Raw genomic sequence first — 14,749 nt, 5'->3', positions numbered from 1 at the left:
GCCCTCACTCCTTCCAGGCGTCGCGGAAGCCGTCGTCGACGCCGATGCCGGTGGTGACGAGATTCTTGACGTTGCAGCGGTAGATGGTCGGGAAGTCCATCTCCAGCAGCCAGAGCACCGGCAGCTCGTCGGCCAGGATCTTCTGGATCTTGGTGTAGAGTTCCTGGCGCTCCTTGTCGGTCGGCGCGATCGCCGCGTCGGCGAAGAGCTTGTCGACCTCCGGATTGGAGTAGCCGCCGACATTGGCGAAGGGATTGCCCTTGGCGATGTTGGCCGTGATGTAGGAACGGGCGACGCCCATGGCGGGATCGCCGAGCTGGTAGAGGAAGTTGAAGTTCAGGTCGAAATCCCAGTTCGACGCCTTCTGCGTCCAGCCGGGCACGTCGGTGTTCTCGATCTGAACCTTGACGCCGACATCCTCGAGGTTCTGCTTGATCGCCTCGGACCAGCGGCTCCAGGTCTCGCCATAAGGCAGGTTCAGGAGCTTGATGGTCTCCCCCTTGTAGCCGGAGGCCTTGATCAGCTCCTTCGCCTTGGCGGGGTCATAGGTGTATTTCGGCACGTCGGACGAATAGAACTTGGTCTTGGACGAGATCGGCCCGGTCGGCAGCTTGCCGAGGCCGCCCCAGACCACGTCCTTCCCGAATTCGCGGTCGATCGCGTACATCAGCCCCTGGCGGAATTGCTTGTTGCCGAGGATGCCGTTGCGCACGTTCGGCGTGATCCAGGCATGGGGGGCGAACATCTCCCAGCCCTTGGTGGTCACGCAGGTATTGGGCAGCTTCGACAAACGCGCGACGTCGTAGACATCGACCGAGCCGCCGGTCAGCACGTCGACCTTGCCTGTCTCATAGGCAACGGCGCGGGCGGCTGCATCGGGAATGATCTGCCAGTAGATCTCGTCGAGGTTCGGCTTGCCCTTCAGCCAGTAGTCCTCGTTCTTGACGAGGTGGATATAGGAGCCCTTCTTCCACTCCTTGAGCTTGAAGGGGCCGGTGCCGATCGGCGTGTTGTTGGCGGGGTTCGCGCGATAATCCGTACCGTCATAGATGTGCTTGGGGATCATCGGCGCGGAGGCGACCTCCTGCGTCATGATCATCGGGCCGAAAGGCTGCTTCAGCGTGATCTTGACCGTGAGGTCGTCCACCTTCTCGATCKTCTCGACCTGMGCRTTGACGATCGGSCGCCAGCGCGGGTGCACTTCGCGCAGGAACTTGTCGAGGGTGAAGACGACGTCGTCGGCCGTGAACGGCTTGCCGTCGTGCCATTTCACGCCTTCCTGCAAGTGGAAGATGTAGGTCTTCGCGTCCGGCGAGATTTCCCAGCTCTTGGCGAGCGAGGGCTGCGGCTCGAGCTTCTCGTTATAGCGCAGCAGCGACTCGTAGATATTGCCGGCGACCATGTTGGTCGGGCCGTTCTGGTTGAGGCCCTGCATCAGCATCGGCGGCTCGGGCTGGACCACGACATGGACCGTACCGCCCTTCTTCGGCTCCTGCGCCTGCGCCGCCCCTAGCGCGAGGACCGACGCCGCAAGCGCCAAGCCGAACCGCCATCCCGTCATCCTGGCCTTCATTTGCTGTTCCCCTGCCTCGTACCGAGATCGTATCGTTTGAATCGGGCCGCGCGGACCGGATCGGTGCCATCGCACCCGATCACGTCGCTCTTGGCAAGCGCCGCGCCAACCGATCGGCAGGGTCCCGGATCAGCGGGCCATGGCCGCCAGAGCATCGCGCATCGCCAGGCTCGGGATGCCGAACAGGCCGTCATAATGCGTCTCGAGATCGCTGATCACGAACATCACCGTCGAGATCGAGATGACACCGATGGCCAGCACGATCGCGGCGACGCGCTTGCGCGGCGTCTGAATGCCGAAGCTCAGGAACACCAGCATCAGCCAGAAGGTCACGACACTGGTGAAAAGCGGCGAAATCGGCCCATGCACATCCTCGATGACGGCCCAGCGCCGCTGCTGCAGCTGGAGATAGGCCGACCGGCACTCGGCCGCGATGTTGGCACGGAGCGTGTCTGTCGAGGGCAGGCCGCTGATGGCGCGCCCGATGCCGTTGAGCAGAGCTCCGAGCGAGGGATCGGCTCCTTCGCGAGCCATGGCGGATGTATCGGGCAGCACCATTCCGACAGGCTTCGGCTCGCGGGGCCAGGTACTGGCAATGACCGCAGCCGTGTAGGTACGCAGCGCGAGACGGGTTGGGTCGGCCTCCGGCCCGTAGTTGCGCAGGCATTCGTCGAGCTGGGCGAGCTGCGCGGCGTCGGCGCTGCGGTCGCGATAGGCCTTGTCGAAGCTTGCCTTCACGTTCGAGAGCTGAAGGCTGAGTACCAGAGCAGCAAAGGTGACGAGCAGGCTGGTCACGAGGCGCAGCGCCTCCATGGTGCGCTCGGGGAGATTTTCTTCCGACAGCCAGCCGCGCATTTTCATGCCCAGAACCGCGCTGGCGCTCAGCAGCAGGCAGAAAGTGAAGGCTGAAACGGTCTCGGGCATGGCCGCGGTCGCTCCCGGCAAAGTGCGGGCATACGCACGCTGCTTCAGAGACTTAAGATGATCAGCGGTGTCAATATCCGGCGACGATCAAACTGCCGACGTGCTGCAGAACGCGTTCAGCGCGCATCCTCGACATAGGTGGCGACGAAGCGGACGAGTTCGCTCTGCCGCGCCGTTCCGGTCTTGGTGAACAGGCGCTGGAGGTGGGTGCGTGCGGTCGTCGGCGCGATGCCGAGCCGCTTCGCAGCGACGATCGTGTCCAGCCCTTCGGCGACGAGCCCCAGCATGCGCTCCTCCGTCGGCGTCAGCCCGCAGGCTTCGCTGACCTGGGCGACGTTCCGCTCCATGGCGCTTTCGGGGTCGTCGACCGTCAGGACGAAGAGGTCGATGCACGCCAGATGAACGGCGTCGATCGCGACCTGTCGCCCGCAGCGCAGCGCCAGCGGCAGCCGCGTCTCGCCGACCGCGCTGCCGCAGCGGCTGCGCTTCATCCAGAGCTGAAGCCGCGCCAGGAAATCCTTGTCGCAGGCGGTGAAACGATCGGCGTCGCCCAACCCGTTCCGCATCAGCGCGGCCGCGGAGCGATTGCTGAAGCGCATGCTCAGGCCGGCATCGATGACGAAGACAGGCTTCGACGCTCCATCAGCGGCCTCCGGAGCCAGCCGGCGCGGCGGCATTGGCGAGAAATCGGCCCTGCCTATGACCGAAACATGGAATGACATCGCAACATCCATCTCCGCAATCCAGGGATCGCCGCGCACATGCAAGGAGACAACCCCGCACATGCTTCGGTTTCCATTCGTCGCAGGAGGATGGAGATCGGTTCAAATTCGCGCAGATGCGGACCGGGGGGTTGGCAAGAGCGCGGCCGCCAAATCAGGCCTTCAGCGCCAGCCGATAGGTGTAGGTGTCGCCACGGAACAGGCCCTCGACATATTCCAGCATGACGCCGTCCGCGCCGTAGCTGCGCCGTTTGATCAGCAGGCAGGGCACCGGCCGCCGGAATCCGAAGATCGCGCATTCCTCGTCGCTCGGGGCCGCCGCCTCTATGGTCTGATCACAGCGGACCAGCGGGAATCCGAATGCGGCGAGGGCGGCATAGACGGAGCCCGACAGTTCGGCCCGCGCCAGCTCAGGAACCCGCTCCAGATTGTACCAGGCGCATTCGCGCGACATCGGAACGTCGTCGCCGGAGCGAACACGGACGAGCTTGAGGAAGCTGGCATGCGACGGCTCGCCGAAGATCGAGGCAATCGCGCGGTCCTGCACTACCGTCCGCTCGAGGATGCGGGAGGACGGGACCCGGCCGAGCTCGTGCATCTCCTCGGTGAAGCCCTTGAGCCGGTCCATGCCCGAATGCAGACGACGCCCCGGCCCCTGCACGATCGACCCCAACCGGCCCTGCGCGCTCAGCAGCTTTCGCTGTCGCAGCGCATTGTAGGAGCGTTGTACGGTGGTGCGGCTGATGCTGAGTCGCTCGGCCAGCTCACGTTCCGCCGGCAGGGTCGTGCCCGGCGGGAGGATGCCGTCGCCGATCAGTCGCGTCAGTTGATCCTCAAGCTGCTTATAGAGCGGCTTGGCGGTATCGCTGCGCAGCTCCAGCAGTTCCTGGAACGGCGGCTTCGGATTGGTAGGCTTGGGCACTGTCGTCAGTTGCATGATCGTGACACAACCCGCGTAGCAGCTCGTGGATAGGAAAATCAAACCCTATGCTCGACAAACCGATCTTCATTCTGGGAAGCTTCGTCCTCGCCTGCTCGGCAAAGGTCGGGCGTTTTCCGCGGCCGGGGGAATCGATCGCCGCCGAGCGCGTGACCATCGAGCCCGGCGGCAAGGGTCTGAACCAGGCGATCATGGCACGCCGCCTTGGTGCCGCGGTGGACGGGGTCCTCGCGGTCGGCGACGATCTGGCTGCCAGCTTCGCCCCCGCGGCGCTGGCACGCGCCGATCTGCCGGAGGGGATGCTCGTGCGCCTGGAGGGACGGACCGGGAGCGGCGTCGCCTTCGTCGACGCGGCCGGCGAGACCAGCCTTGCCATCGCGCCGGGGGCCAATCTCGCCGTTTCGGAAGCGCATGTCCGGGACAAAGCCGAAGCCATCGCGGGAGCCGCGCTGGTCGCAGCGCAATTCGAGATTTCGGACGCCCCGATCCGCGCGGCTTTCGCCCTGGCGCATCGAGCGGGCGTGCCGACCCTGCTCAACCCCTCGCCGTTCCGGCCGGTGCCGGACGACATCCTGCGCTCGACCTCGTTTCTCATCGTCAACGAAACCGAAGCCGGCGGCCTCGCGGCGACATTCGGCTGGCAGAACGCGGACATCGCCACGCCCGGGCGCTTCGCCGTAGAACTCGGCCCGGCGATCCTCAAACGCGGTCCGAAGCTCGTCGTACTGACCCGCGGCGCAGCCGGCGCCATCGCAGTCGCGGCCGGTAAGCAACCGGTCCTGCAAGCCAGTTTTCCCGTCGAAACGGTCGATGCGCTGGGCGCCGGCGATGCCTTTGCCGCGACACTCGGCGTTCGCCTCGCCGAGGGGCGCGCCCTCTCCGAGGCGCTGCGCCACGCGGCTGCCGCCGGCGCGCTGACGACGACGCGGCACGGTGTCTTCGATGCCCTGCCGCGGCCCGCCGAAATCACCCAACTCGCGGAAGCACACATTGGCGGGAAGCCGCCGCAAACTGCATAAAGATCTTTGGATTGCTTTTGGACTTTTCGCGACCCAGCCATGCTGCTAACCTGACCCGGGCAAGATCAGACTTGGTCCATCGCAATTGGGGGGGGGCATGGCGCATCCCGATGTCGATACCGTCATGACCGCGATCGACCAGCTGCTGGCCGGTGCGATGGACGAGCAGCAGATGCCGGTCGCCGCCGAGACGATGCGCCGGCTCTTCGACGGCTCCAAAGCCTGTTTCGCCAGCATCGGCCCCGACCCGGAGGACTGGATCGCCTACGCCACCAATCCCGACGAAGCCTTGCAGGAACATTGCTTCGGCGAGTTGGCGCCGGAATTCGTCGAGATGGGCCAGGCGCTGCACGGTATCCCGCTCGGGGAAGTCTATCGGGATCATCAGGTCTACGGCGCAGAGTCCCTGCGGCGCTCGCGCGTCTGGCAGGAGTGGATGCGACCGCAGGACATGTATGGCGGCATGGCCTGCCGCTTGTCGGAAAAGGGGCAGGCGTTCTGGTTCTTCGACGTGCAGCGCGGCCGCAGCCAGGACGGGTTCGACGACCAGGACGCCGCCCTGCTGGGCAGGCTCTACCCGGTGCTCCGCCGGGTGGTGGAACTGCGCCGTCATATCGGCCGCGTCACCATCCAACGCGACGAGGCGCGCGGCGCGCTCGACCGGCTGGCCCTCGGAATCGCGATCCTCGATGCGGAGATGCGGATTTCCTATGCCAATGAGGGCGCCGACGAGATCCTGGCCGAGCCGGACGGGCCGATCGGGTTGCGGCAGGGGCGCCTCTACGCCCGCCAGCCGGGCGACCAGCGCCGGCTCCGCCAACTGGTGGAGGGAGCCCTGCACTGCTCCCGCGATCCGCTCGCAAACCATCAGGCAAGCATGATCCTGCATGGTGGCGACGGCGGTCATTCGCTTTCGGCCTGCGTCATGCCTGCGGCGCCCTCCCCGGCGCTCCACGGGCCACACGGTCTGATCATGATCGCGCTCAGGCGCCTTGAGACGGCGAGCGACATCGTCGCCTGCACGCGCCAGCTGTTCGATTTGACCGATACCGAAGCCAAGTTCGCGTCCGCTCTGGCGAGCGGTCTCTCTCTGACGGAAGCGGCCATGGCCCAGGGCGTGCGCATCTCGACCGCCCGCACGCATTTGGCGCGGATTTTCCAGAAGACCAACACCCGCCAGCAAAGCCAGCTCGTCTCGCTGCTGCGCAGCGCGGTTCTGCCCCTTCAGCCGCGCTGAGTTCGGCTCTCGCCCGGCAGGGCCCGACCCTGCCAGCTCCCCCCCTGCGACGAGGTTTCCTCTCGCCGCTGACCCGGCGCGCATCTAGGCAGAGCTTGCCGGACTCCTCATCCTTCAAATGACGGAGGCATGACGGCCATGCTCAATTGTGCGCCATGGGCCGGCGAAGCTCGCCGCCCGTCATCGCCAGCGGGACGCCTGTCGTCGAGGGCAGGCTGAGCGGTAGCCCCTTGACCGAACGGATCGCGAAATAGGCGAAGATCTGCGCTTCGAGCGCGTCGCCGTCCCAGCCTACAACCTCGACAGGGTCGACGGGCACGCCGAGCCGCTGGCCCAGCCGCGCCATGAAATGCCGGTTCAGCCGTCCGCCGCCGCCGACGAGCCAGCGCTTGGGCGCACGCGGCACATGGCGCAGCGCCGACACCAGGCTCTCGATGGTGAATGCGGCAAGCGTGGCCGCGCCATCGGCATCGGACAAGGCCTCGACGACCTGGGCGCGGCGGTGGAAATCGTTGCGATCGAGCGATTTCGGCGCTGGCCTGTCGAAATAGGGGTTGGCCATGAAGCCGGCGACGAGGTCGTCATGAACGCGGCCGCTCGCTGCCAGCGCACCGTCCGCATCATAGGGACGCCCAAGGCGGCGCAAGACGAAATCATCGAGAATCGCGCTCGCCGGGCCGGTATCGAAGGCGATGACGGTCTCGCCGTCGATATAGGTGACGTTGCCGACGCCGCCGAGGTTCAGCACCATCACCGGCTGCTCCAGCCGCTGCGCGAGGGCCCGGTGATAGAGCGGCGCAAAAGGCGCCCCCTCGCCACCGGCTGCGACATCGGCATGGCGGAAGCGGTCGACGGCGGGAATGCCGAGCGCATCGGCCACGGCCTGCCCGTCGATGAGCTGGCGCGTGAAGCGCCGTTCCGGCCGATGATAGATGGTCTGGCCATGCAGGCCGACGAGATCGATGCTCGCCCAGTCGAAGTTCTGGGCGGAAACGTAGCTGCGGATGGCTGAAAGGTGGTCGGCAGTCACAGCGGCTTCGAGCTCGATGAGCGGCTCGGCCGAGGCTCGCTCGGCATCGGCGATGACCGCCTGCAGCGCGCGACGCGTCTCTTCGCGATAGGGATAGGAGGCGCCTGCCCCGAAAGCGACGGCGTCGCGTCCGTCGCTCGTCACCAGCGACACGTCGATGGCGTCCATCGACGTGCCGCTGATCACGCCGATCGCGGTCAGCGGCCCGCATGCGAGATCGCGTTCGGGCGAGCTCATTCGCCCGGCTGCGGGCCTTCATAGCCGCCGATGATGATAAGATCGGACTTCCCGGCAGCGCTCAGGTGTTTCATCGCCTCCTGGTATTCCGGCGATGCGTAGCAGGAGCGCGCCGTCGCCTCGTCCTTGAACTCGATGACGACGTTGTGCTTGCGGCCCTCACCGCGGGCGAGCTTGTATTCGCCGCCGCGGACGATGAACTTCGCGCCGTATTTGGCGAAGGCGACGGCGTTCAGCGAACGATAGCGGGCATAGGCCTCCTCGTTCTCGACATCGACGCGCGCGATCCAATAGCCCTTGGCGGCCATGGCTCAGACCCCCTCGACGGCGACGAGATCGATCTCGCCGGCGCCCTCACGCAGCTTGCGGGCCTCGGCATATTCCGGCGAGAAGAGATAGGCCTTGGCCGTCTCGAAATCCTTGAACTCGAGGACGATGTTGCGCGCGCGCCCCTCGCCCTCGCCGACCGTCATCTGCCCGCCGCGCACGACCGGCACGCCGCCGAACTGCTTGATCACTTCGGTGGAACGAGCGGCGTAGGCCCCCCATTTGGTCGCGTCGGTGACCTTGGCGCGGCCGATGACATATCCCTTGGGCATGGTTCTATCCGTTCGCTGAATCGGTTCCGGGCAGGAGCTTACGAAGCCGCGACGATCTCGTCCATGACCGCGCCCGCCGCGGCGCGCGGGTCGGCCGCGCGGATGATGGGACGCCCGACGACGAGATGGTCGGCGCCGATGCGGATCGCCTCGGCCGGGGTCAGCGTGCGCTTCTGGTCACCCGCCGCGCTGCCGGAGGGGCGGATGCCGGGTGTGACGATGACCATGTCGGGACCGATGACCTCGCGCACGATCTCCGTCTCTGCGGCCGAGCAGACGATGCCGTCGATGCCGGCCGTGCGGGCCTGCTCGGCGCGCAGGCGCACGAGATCGCGCACCGCCAGCCCGTAGCCGGCATCGCGCAGGTCGCCGTCATCATAGGAGGTCAGCGCCGTGACCGCGAGCAGCTTGAGGGCCGCATCGCCACGGCCCTCGACGGCGCCGCGCATGGTCTGCGGATAGGCGTGGACAGTGAGGAAGGTGACGCCGAGCTTGGTCAGCGAGTCCACGCCCTCGGTCACGGTGTTGCCGATGTCGTGGAGCTTGAGGTCGAGGAAGACCTTCTTGCCCTCGGTGACGAGCTGGCGTGCGAGATCGAGCCCGCCGGCGAAGGCGAGGCGATAGCCGATCTTGTAGAAGGTGACGTCGTCGCCGAGCGTCGAGACGAGGCGGTAGGCATCCCACACGGTGGGCACGTCGAGGGCGACGATCAGGCGGTCGCGGACATCGTTGATCTTCTGCATCATCCACCGGCTCCCTGCGTTTTGCGGGAAGGCGCACGATTCGAAGCCAGATGCAAGTGAGGCCACCGGGTCGCGCCGGCCCCGCGCCGGAAGCGGCGCGGAGGGTCAATTCCCTCCGCGCGGGAGCCCCAGTTGGAGGCTATCGATCACCAACGCTCGTAGCCGCGACGATAGCCATAACCGGGACGCGGGCCAGGACGGGGGCCATAGCCTGGGCCGTAGCCCGGGTGAGGCCGCGGGCCGTAGCCGCGCCCGTATCCGGGCCTACCGCGGCCATGCTGCTGCTGGCGCATGGTTTCCTGCATGATCATCAGCCTGCGCTCCTTGGCGGCGGTCATGCTGTACTCGACCGGCTGCCTATCGAGGCCGGCGGCAACGCCCGCAGGCAAATCCTGGGCGCCGGCCGCCACGGGCGAGGCGATCACGGCGCCGGCGATCGCGAAGGCACCGGCAATAGTCAAAAAATAGGTCGCTTGCTTCATCTGGTATCCAATCCTCAGGCCGCGTTGCGGCGAACCGCACCAACGTAGTCCTAGCTGGATTGTTCCAACATTGTTGGCAACCCACCCATGTCACTCGCGCCTTGTGCGCTGCAACATAAATGCCCATATTCGTGAAGCCCAAGGCACCCTCCCTCACAAACTGAAAGGAGAGATCTGATGCTGGAACGGCACGATTCCGACTGCGCATGCGAGACACAAAGCGAGCATCGGGATGATCGCGAGGAACAGCGGGACGACAAGGAGTTCTCGCCTCGCAGCTATCAAGAAGGCTTCTGGAGCTAAGCTTCCATGACAAAAGCGGAGGGCTGAGCGGCCCTCCGCCGGTGTGCCGGAACCGAGATTTCCGACCCACTGCCGGTACTGGCGCCCTGCCTCTCCGTCAGATTATGTCCCTCCGTCGCTAATGACATCCCCGAGCCCGAGCTTCGCCGCATCGGGCATGACACCCGCGAGAATGCGGATGGCCGCCATGCGCCGTAAACAACCCTACCATCCCATCAAAACGCCTTAAGGTGGGCTTAAGGTGACGCGCCCTACGAGGTGAGTCGCGACCAAGGCATTACCGTGCCTTGTTTGCAGTAAAAACAAGGCTGATACTGATCTACTTCTGGTCGATATCTAGCCGGCGCAATGCGAAGGTCAGTTATGAGCAGTCAATATATCCAGGGAATGGTCGATAACCTGAAAGAGGGCCGCCTGTCGCGGCGTTCCTTCATGCAGCGGATGGCTGCGCTGGGCATCGCCGCCCCGATCGCGAGCCAGATCCTGGCATGGAACGATGTGGCGATGGCGAATGCCACGCTCGAATACAAGCCGACCAAGGCCGGTGGCGGCGGTCCGCTGAAGATGCTGCTCTGGCAGGCCCCGACCCTGCTCAACCCGCATTTCGCCTCCGGCACCAAGGACCAGATCGCCTCGCGCGTCTTCTACGAGCCGCTCGCCGGCTGGGACAAGGAAGGCAATCTCACCCCGCAGCTCGCGGCGGAAGTGCCGACCCGCGCCAACGGCGGCCTCTCCGAGGACGGCACGACCGTCACCTGGAAGCTGAAGCCGGGCGTGAAGTGGCATGACGGCAAGCCGCTCACCGCCGACGACGTCGTCTTCACCTGGGAATATGCCGCCGACCCGGCGACAGCCGCCTACACCACCGGCGCCTACAAGGACATCAAGGTCGAGAAGGTCGACGATCTCACCGTCAAGGTGATCTTCGCCAAGCCGACGCCGTTCTGGGCCGATCCCTTCGTCGGCGTCGCCGGCATGATCATCCCGAAGCACCATTTCGGCGAATACAAGGGCGCGAAGTCGCGCGAGGCACCGGCGAACCTGAAGCCGGTCGGCACCGGCCCCTACAAGTTCGCGGACTTCAAGCCCGGCGACATCCTGACCGGGACCATCAACACCGACTACCACGTCAAGAACCAGCCGCATTTCGACACGTTCGAGATCAAGGGCGGCGGTGACGCGGTTTCGGCGGCGCGCGCAGTGCTGCAGACCGGCGAATACGACTATGCCTGGGACACGCTGGTCGAGGACGAGGTCCTCAAGCGCATGGAGACCGGCGGACGCGGCAAGATCAGCGCAGCGGCTGCCGGCGACATCGAGTTCATCACCCTCAACACGACCGATCCGTGGACCGAGGTCGACGGCGAGCGCTCGAGCGTCAAGACCAAGCACCCGACCCTGTCGGACCCGGCCGTGCGCCAGGCGATCAACCTGCTGATCGACCGCGACTCGATCCAGAAGTTCATCTATGGCCGCGCCGGCAGCGCGACGGCGAGCTTCGTCAACGAGCCCAAGCAGTTCAAGTCGCAGAAGCTGAAATACGAGTTCAACATCGAGAAGGCCAACAAGATCCTCGACGAGGCCGGCTGGAAGAAGGGCTCGGACGGCATCCGCGAGAAGGACGGCAAGAAGCTCAAATACGTCTACCAGACTTCGATCAACGCCCCGCGCCAAAAGGTCCAGGCCATCATCAAGCAGGCCTGCCAGCGCGCCGGCATCGACCTCGAGCTCAAGTCGGTCACGGCGTCGGTGTTCTTCTCGTCGGACGTCGCCAACCCGGACACCTACACCAAGCTCTATGTCGACATGGAGATGTATACGACCACGCAGCCGCAGCCTGATCCGGAGCGCTTCCTCAACCAGTTCGTTTCCTGGGAAGTCGCCAACAAGGAGAACAAGTGGCTGGGCCGCAACGTCTCGCGCTATACCGATCCGGCTGCCGACGAGGCCTACAAGGCCGCGCAGAAGGAGCTCGATCCGGCCAAGCGCGCCGCGCTGCTGATCAAGGTCAACGAGATCTTCTGCGAGGCCAACGTCATCCTGCCGATCCTGTCGCGCAAGAAGGTCGTCGCCGCGGCGAACAACCTCTCCCACGACCATTCCGGCTGGGACGTCGATACCTGGAACCTCGCGGCCTGGTATCGCAGCTAAGAGCTCAGCAGCCGCTCGCGGAGAGATAGTCTCCGTGAAGGCCTGCCGATAAATCGATGCCCCGCCAGCGCATGCCGGCGGGGCTTTTCTATGGGTGGCAGGAGTCGAGACGCCCGATGCGGCGAGTGGCCCGGTCAAGTGGACGCGGGCATCGCAAGTCGGGACCGGGCCTCCTCAAAGGAAGAAGTGAAACCCAAAGCCCAAGATGGCAAAGCCGGTGCCGACGACGTGTGCAACGAATTGGGGCTGAAGACGCGACCGCTGCTCCTCGAACAGGTTGGCCTTCTCTGATCGCGACATGCGGTCGCGGGCTTTGAACTGCTCGGCGAGCACTGAAGGATGGACTCCGCCTGGGCCATCCTTCTCCAAATCCATGCGGACTATGATAAAAACGATGACGAGGCCCAGTACCCCGAGTCCGAAGAAGCCGACGAGCCGCAGGGCGCCGTAGAAGACCCCGATGCACAGGGCAGCGAGAAATGGAAACGCGATGTAGTCCCACTTCGTGAACCGCATGACGACATCTTGCGGGCCTGCAGAGCGCCTGTCCAGCACCGAAGGCCGCCTCTGCTGCGGGGCACGAGCTTCCTGTCGCGCCAGGTGTCCGACTTCCCTGCGACGTCGACGATTCAGCCGCTTCATGATTGGGCCTGACGAGATATGGCCCGCACGAAGTGACGTGACCGTCGACCTTTCAATCCACCTCGATCTCGCCACTCTTTTTCTTGCTTGCGGACCGCGATCCGGCTCCTAAATCTGTTGGCATCGAGGACTTGGGGGGAGCAGGAGCGTGCCATTCTCATCGCTGAACGACCCTGTCGACCTCGCTCGGGCGCAGGCAGCGCTGGAAGCTGCGTGGAAGGACGTCAAACCGGCGGATATCGACGTGTTTGACGCGCGAGAGCGGACAAGACTGGCCTATATCGTCGCGGCGCTCGTCGCGGTCGCGGAAGACGAGGACGATTTGAAACGGCGGGCGGTCGAGCGATATCGCCAATCGGCCTGATCATCACCGCCACCCTTGCCCGGCCGTCGTCGGGAGCGGCTGTGCTATGCGCGCTGGAAAGTGCAGGGATACCGCACCCACAAGAGCGACCAGCCCGATGACCGCGAGCCAAAGCCAAAAATCCAGCGGCGGTTTCTTGCGAGCAGGCATGTCCTAGGAAGCCCGGACCGCGCCGGTTGTTCCTTATCGAACGACTGCGTCGTTGGGGAGGAATTGCCCGTCCCTCGCCCATGTGCCGATCGGAGGCCACACTTCAGGCCGAGCGAGGCTCGAATCCCGAGCAGCCCGTCACTCGACCGGCGTGCATTCCATCCGCACACGCTCCCCGGGCTGGCTCGCGGTCTGACAGCTCACTCTGGCGGGCAGCAGCGGAGACCCCGATTGTGCAGGCGTTGGGACTGGCGTCACAGCAGCGGCCGGGATGATGGCGGCGGCCGGCGCCGGGGTCACAGGCCGGGTCCGCGATGAGGCCAGCTGCGGCGTGCGGTGGACCACGGGCTTTGACTGCTGCGGCCCGATTGCCGGCCGCAGCGGAGGCGCTGGCGGCTCCTCTATCGGCTCGATGACCGGAGGCGGATTTTGCGCCGCAACAACCACCGGCGGGGGCTGCTCAGGTGACGCGCGCCAAGGCGTCCACGAGCTCAGCCGCGTGAAGGCTTCCATGGTCGGCCGAGTGATCGTCTCGGCGGTCGGCATCGACTGCATGCAGCCGGAAAGCGCAAAGCCGAAAAAGCATACGGCTGCGCGGTTCGGGATCGACAGCATCTTCGCCGCTCCTGCTGTGGATTGATCGCGAGCGGGCCGATGGTGCCCGCTCTGCCCCGGGCGAGTCAACCTTTGGCCGCATTCGCGGAGAGCTGAACAGCCCCAGGCGTGGCCTGATCGCAACGCGAGCGCGACAGACCCATGACACGTCAACGCACATCAGCTTTGCCGGAAAATGGATTCCGGCGGCTGCGCCGATGTTCTACGGCTCACGCTCACTTCTTCGGAGACGACCGACGATGTCTGTGGCCGCGCTGATCGGCTTCCTCCTACTGACAGGCGTGGCCGCCTATGCCCAGACGCTGACCGGCTTCGCCTTCGGCCTGATCACCATGGGAGGCGTCGGGCTGTCCGGGCTGATCTCGTTGCCCGATGCGGCGATGCTCGTCAGCCTGCTGACCCTGGTCAACGCGACGCAGATGCTGCTGAAGGGCTGGCGCGACGTTGCCTGGCGCGAATTCCGGCTGGTGATGGCGGCGAGCCTGCCGGCCCTGTTCATCGGCTATCGGCTGCTGGAATGGCTCGCCGACAGCCAGGCCGACCTGCTGCGGCTGGCGCTCGGCTTCGTCATCATCGTCTCCAGCCTGCAGCTCGCGCGCAAGCCGCAGCCTCTCGCGCAGCGTTCCGGCGCGCCGAGCTTCCTCTTCTTCGGCAGCGTCGCCGGGCTGATGGGCGGGATGTTCTCGACCTCCGGGCCGCCACTGGTCTACCATTTCTACCGGCAGCCGATGACGCTGTTGACGATCCGGGAAACGCTGGTGACGGTCTTCGCGCTCAATGCGCTCTGCCGCACCGGGCTGGTGGCCGCATCAGGCCAAATTCCGTCCGCATCGGTGCTTTCGGGGCTGCTGGCGGTGCCCGTCGTCATGGCGGCGACGCATCTCGCTCGGCGACGCCCGCCGGCCATCTCCCCGATGGCGCTGCGGCGGATCGTCTTCGTCCTGCTGTTCCTGTCGGGCGTCGCGCTCGCGGCGCCCGCCGTAATCCATCTGATCAGCGCCTGACCGCGCGCCGAGAT

16 protein-coding genes are annotated in these 14,749 nt (G+C 65.5%); 6 read left to right on the top strand and 10 right to left on the bottom strand.

What is annotated here, in order from left to right:
- Positions 1 to 4 precede the first annotated feature (4 nt).
- The 4 genes from AC1DEZ_RS23860 to AC1DEZ_RS23845 form a co-directional block, all read right to left on the bottom strand.
- The gene (locus tag AC1DEZ_RS23860; protein ID WP_476780896.1) at positions 5 to 1,561 is read right to left on the bottom strand and encodes an ABC transporter substrate-binding protein; all 1,557 of its coding nucleotides are present in this window, start codon (positions 1,559 to 1,561) and stop codon (positions 5 to 7) included.
- A 141-nt stretch (positions 1,562 to 1,702) separates the two neighbouring features.
- On the bottom strand, positions 1,703 to 2,497 hold the full coding sequence (locus tag AC1DEZ_RS23855; RefSeq protein ID WP_476780895.1) for a bestrophin-like domain: 795 nt from the start codon (positions 2,495 to 2,497) through the stop codon (positions 1,703 to 1,705).
- A 116-nt stretch (positions 2,498 to 2,613) separates the two neighbouring features.
- Positions 2,614 to 3,219: a helix-turn-helix transcriptional regulator gene (locus tag AC1DEZ_RS23850; RefSeq protein WP_441513649.1), complete on the bottom strand. Its 606-nt coding sequence runs from the start codon at positions 3,217 to 3,219 to the stop codon at positions 2,614 to 2,616.
- Positions 3,220 to 3,373: 154 nt separating this feature from the next.
- Entirely contained in the window at positions 3,374 to 4,156 is a 783-nt protein-coding gene (locus AC1DEZ_RS23845; protein ID WP_441513648.1) for a GntR family transcriptional regulator, read from the bottom strand.
- A gap of 50 nt (positions 4,157 to 4,206) precedes the next feature.
- On the opposite strand from AC1DEZ_RS23845, the gene AC1DEZ_RS23840 reads away from it, so the two are divergent.
- Together AC1DEZ_RS23840 and AC1DEZ_RS23835 are read left to right on the top strand one after the other, a co-directional pair.
- Positions 4,207 to 5,178, top strand: a complete 972-nt coding sequence (locus tag AC1DEZ_RS23840; RefSeq protein ID WP_476780894.1) for a PfkB family carbohydrate kinase — start codon at positions 4,207 to 4,209, stop codon at positions 5,176 to 5,178.
- Positions 5,179 to 5,275: 97 nt separating this feature from the next.
- Entirely contained in the window at positions 5,276 to 6,415 is a 1,140-nt protein-coding gene (locus AC1DEZ_RS23835; protein WP_441513646.1) for a helix-turn-helix transcriptional regulator, read from the top strand.
- Positions 6,416 to 6,557: 142 nt separating this feature from the next.
- On the opposite strand, the gene AC1DEZ_RS23830 is transcribed toward AC1DEZ_RS23835, so the two are convergent.
- From AC1DEZ_RS23830 to AC1DEZ_RS23810, 5 genes are all read right to left on the bottom strand, one after another.
- Positions 6,558 to 7,682: an anhydro-N-acetylmuramic acid kinase gene (locus AC1DEZ_RS23830; RefSeq protein WP_441513645.1), complete on the bottom strand. Its 1,125-nt coding sequence runs from the start codon at positions 7,680 to 7,682 to the stop codon at positions 6,558 to 6,560.
- The gene (locus AC1DEZ_RS23825) at positions 7,679 to 7,990 is read right to left on the bottom strand and encodes a DUF1330 domain-containing protein (protein WP_441513644.1); all 312 of its coding nucleotides are present in this window, start codon (positions 7,988 to 7,990) and stop codon (positions 7,679 to 7,681) included. Before AC1DEZ_RS23825 ends, AC1DEZ_RS23830 begins: the two co-directional genes overlap by 4 nt.
- Before the next feature lie 3 nt (positions 7,991 to 7,993).
- Positions 7,994 to 8,281: a DUF1330 domain-containing protein gene (locus AC1DEZ_RS23820; RefSeq protein ID WP_441513643.1), complete on the bottom strand. Its 288-nt coding sequence runs from the start codon at positions 8,279 to 8,281 to the stop codon at positions 7,994 to 7,996.
- Between the two features lie 38 nt (positions 8,282 to 8,319).
- Positions 8,320 to 9,027: an orotidine-5'-phosphate decarboxylase gene (gene pyrF / locus AC1DEZ_RS23815; protein ID WP_441513642.1), complete on the bottom strand. Its 708-nt coding sequence runs from the start codon at positions 9,025 to 9,027 to the stop codon at positions 8,320 to 8,322.
- Positions 9,028 to 9,170: 143 nt separating this feature from the next.
- Positions 9,171 to 9,506 (bottom strand): hypothetical protein, encoded by a 336-nt coding sequence (locus AC1DEZ_RS23810; RefSeq protein ID WP_441513641.1) that lies wholly within the window; start codon positions 9,504 to 9,506, stop codon positions 9,171 to 9,173.
- A gap of 666 nt (positions 9,507 to 10,172) precedes the next feature.
- Between AC1DEZ_RS23810 and AC1DEZ_RS23805 the strand changes: the two genes are divergently transcribed.
- Positions 10,173 to 11,960 (top strand): peptide ABC transporter substrate-binding protein, encoded by a 1,788-nt coding sequence (locus AC1DEZ_RS23805; protein WP_441513640.1) that lies wholly within the window; start codon positions 10,173 to 10,175, stop codon positions 11,958 to 11,960.
- A gap of 174 nt (positions 11,961 to 12,134) precedes the next feature.
- On the opposite strand, the gene AC1DEZ_RS23800 is transcribed toward AC1DEZ_RS23805, so the two are convergent.
- Entirely contained in the window at positions 12,135 to 12,476 is a 342-nt protein-coding gene (locus AC1DEZ_RS23800; RefSeq protein ID WP_476780893.1) for a hypothetical protein, read from the bottom strand.
- A 274-nt stretch (positions 12,477 to 12,750) separates the two neighbouring features.
- Here AC1DEZ_RS23800 and AC1DEZ_RS23795 point away from each other — a divergent pair, with 274 nt between their 5' ends.
- The 3 genes from AC1DEZ_RS23795 to AC1DEZ_RS23785 all read left to right on the top strand — a co-directional run bounded on the left by AC1DEZ_RS23795 (position 12,751) and on the right by AC1DEZ_RS23785 (position 14,735).
- The gene (locus AC1DEZ_RS23795; RefSeq protein ID WP_476780892.1) at positions 12,751 to 12,966 is read left to right on the top strand and encodes a hypothetical protein; all 216 of its coding nucleotides are present in this window, start codon (positions 12,751 to 12,753) and stop codon (positions 12,964 to 12,966) included.
- A 421-nt stretch (positions 12,967 to 13,387) separates the two neighbouring features.
- A complete protein-coding gene (locus AC1DEZ_RS23790) occupies positions 13,388 to 13,756 on the top strand; it encodes a hypothetical protein (protein ID WP_441513637.1) in 369 nt (122 codons plus the stop codon).
- A 214-nt stretch (positions 13,757 to 13,970) separates the two neighbouring features.
- The gene (locus tag AC1DEZ_RS23785; protein ID WP_441513636.1) at positions 13,971 to 14,735 is read left to right on the top strand and encodes a TSUP family transporter; all 765 of its coding nucleotides are present in this window, start codon (positions 13,971 to 13,973) and stop codon (positions 14,733 to 14,735) included.
- Positions 14,736 to 14,749: the final 14 nt, after the last annotated feature.

The organism is Allobosea sp. 10L422 (assembly GCF_056395345.1).
The sequence above is the reverse complement of the archived record's forward strand: the minus strand, read 5'-3'. Positions and strand labels throughout refer to the sequence as shown.

Coding starts and splice junctions, on each gene's coding strand:
- AC1DEZ_RS23855 (WP_476780895.1), bottom strand. CDS start 2,497: ATGCCCGAGACCGTTTCAGCCTTCACTTTCTGCCTGCTGCTGAGCGCC.
- AC1DEZ_RS23850 (WP_441513649.1), bottom strand. CDS start 3,219: ATGTCATTCCATGTTTCGGTCATAGGCAGGGCCGATTTCTCGCCAATG.
- AC1DEZ_RS23845 (WP_441513648.1), bottom strand. CDS start 4,156: ATGCAACTGACGACAGTGCCCAAGCCTACCAATCCGAAGCCGCCGTTC.
- AC1DEZ_RS23840 (WP_476780894.1), top strand. CDS start 4,207: ATGCTCGACAAACCGATCTTCATTCTGGGAAGCTTCGTCCTCGCCTGC.
- AC1DEZ_RS23835 (WP_441513646.1), top strand. CDS start 5,276: ATGGCGCATCCCGATGTCGATACCGTCATGACCGCGATCGACCAGCTG.
- AC1DEZ_RS23830 (WP_441513645.1), bottom strand. CDS start 7,682: ATGAGCTCGCCCGAACGCGATCTCGCATGCGGGCCGCTGACCGCGATC.
- AC1DEZ_RS23825 (WP_441513644.1), bottom strand. CDS start 7,990: ATGGCCGCCAAGGGCTATTGGATCGCGCGCGTCGATGTCGAGAACGAG.
- AC1DEZ_RS23820 (WP_441513643.1), bottom strand. CDS start 8,281: ATGCCCAAGGGATATGTCATCGGCCGCGCCAAGGTCACCGACGCGACC.
- pyrF (WP_441513642.1), bottom strand. CDS start 9,027: ATGATGCAGAAGATCAACGATGTCCGCGACCGCCTGATCGTCGCCCTC.
- AC1DEZ_RS23810 (WP_441513641.1), bottom strand. CDS start 9,506: ATGAAGCAAGCGACCTATTTTTTGACTATTGCCGGTGCCTTCGCGATC.
- AC1DEZ_RS23805 (WP_441513640.1), top strand. CDS start 10,173: ATGAGCAGTCAATATATCCAGGGAATGGTCGATAACCTGAAAGAGGGC.
- AC1DEZ_RS23800 (WP_476780893.1), bottom strand. CDS start 12,476: ATGCGGTTCACGAAGTGGGACTACATCGCGTTTCCATTTCTCGCTGCC.
- AC1DEZ_RS23790 (WP_441513637.1), top strand. CDS start 13,388: ATGATGGCGGCGGCCGGCGCCGGGGTCACAGGCCGGGTCCGCGATGAG.
- AC1DEZ_RS23785 (WP_441513636.1), top strand. CDS start 13,971: ATGTCTGTGGCCGCGCTGATCGGCTTCCTCCTACTGACAGGCGTGGCC.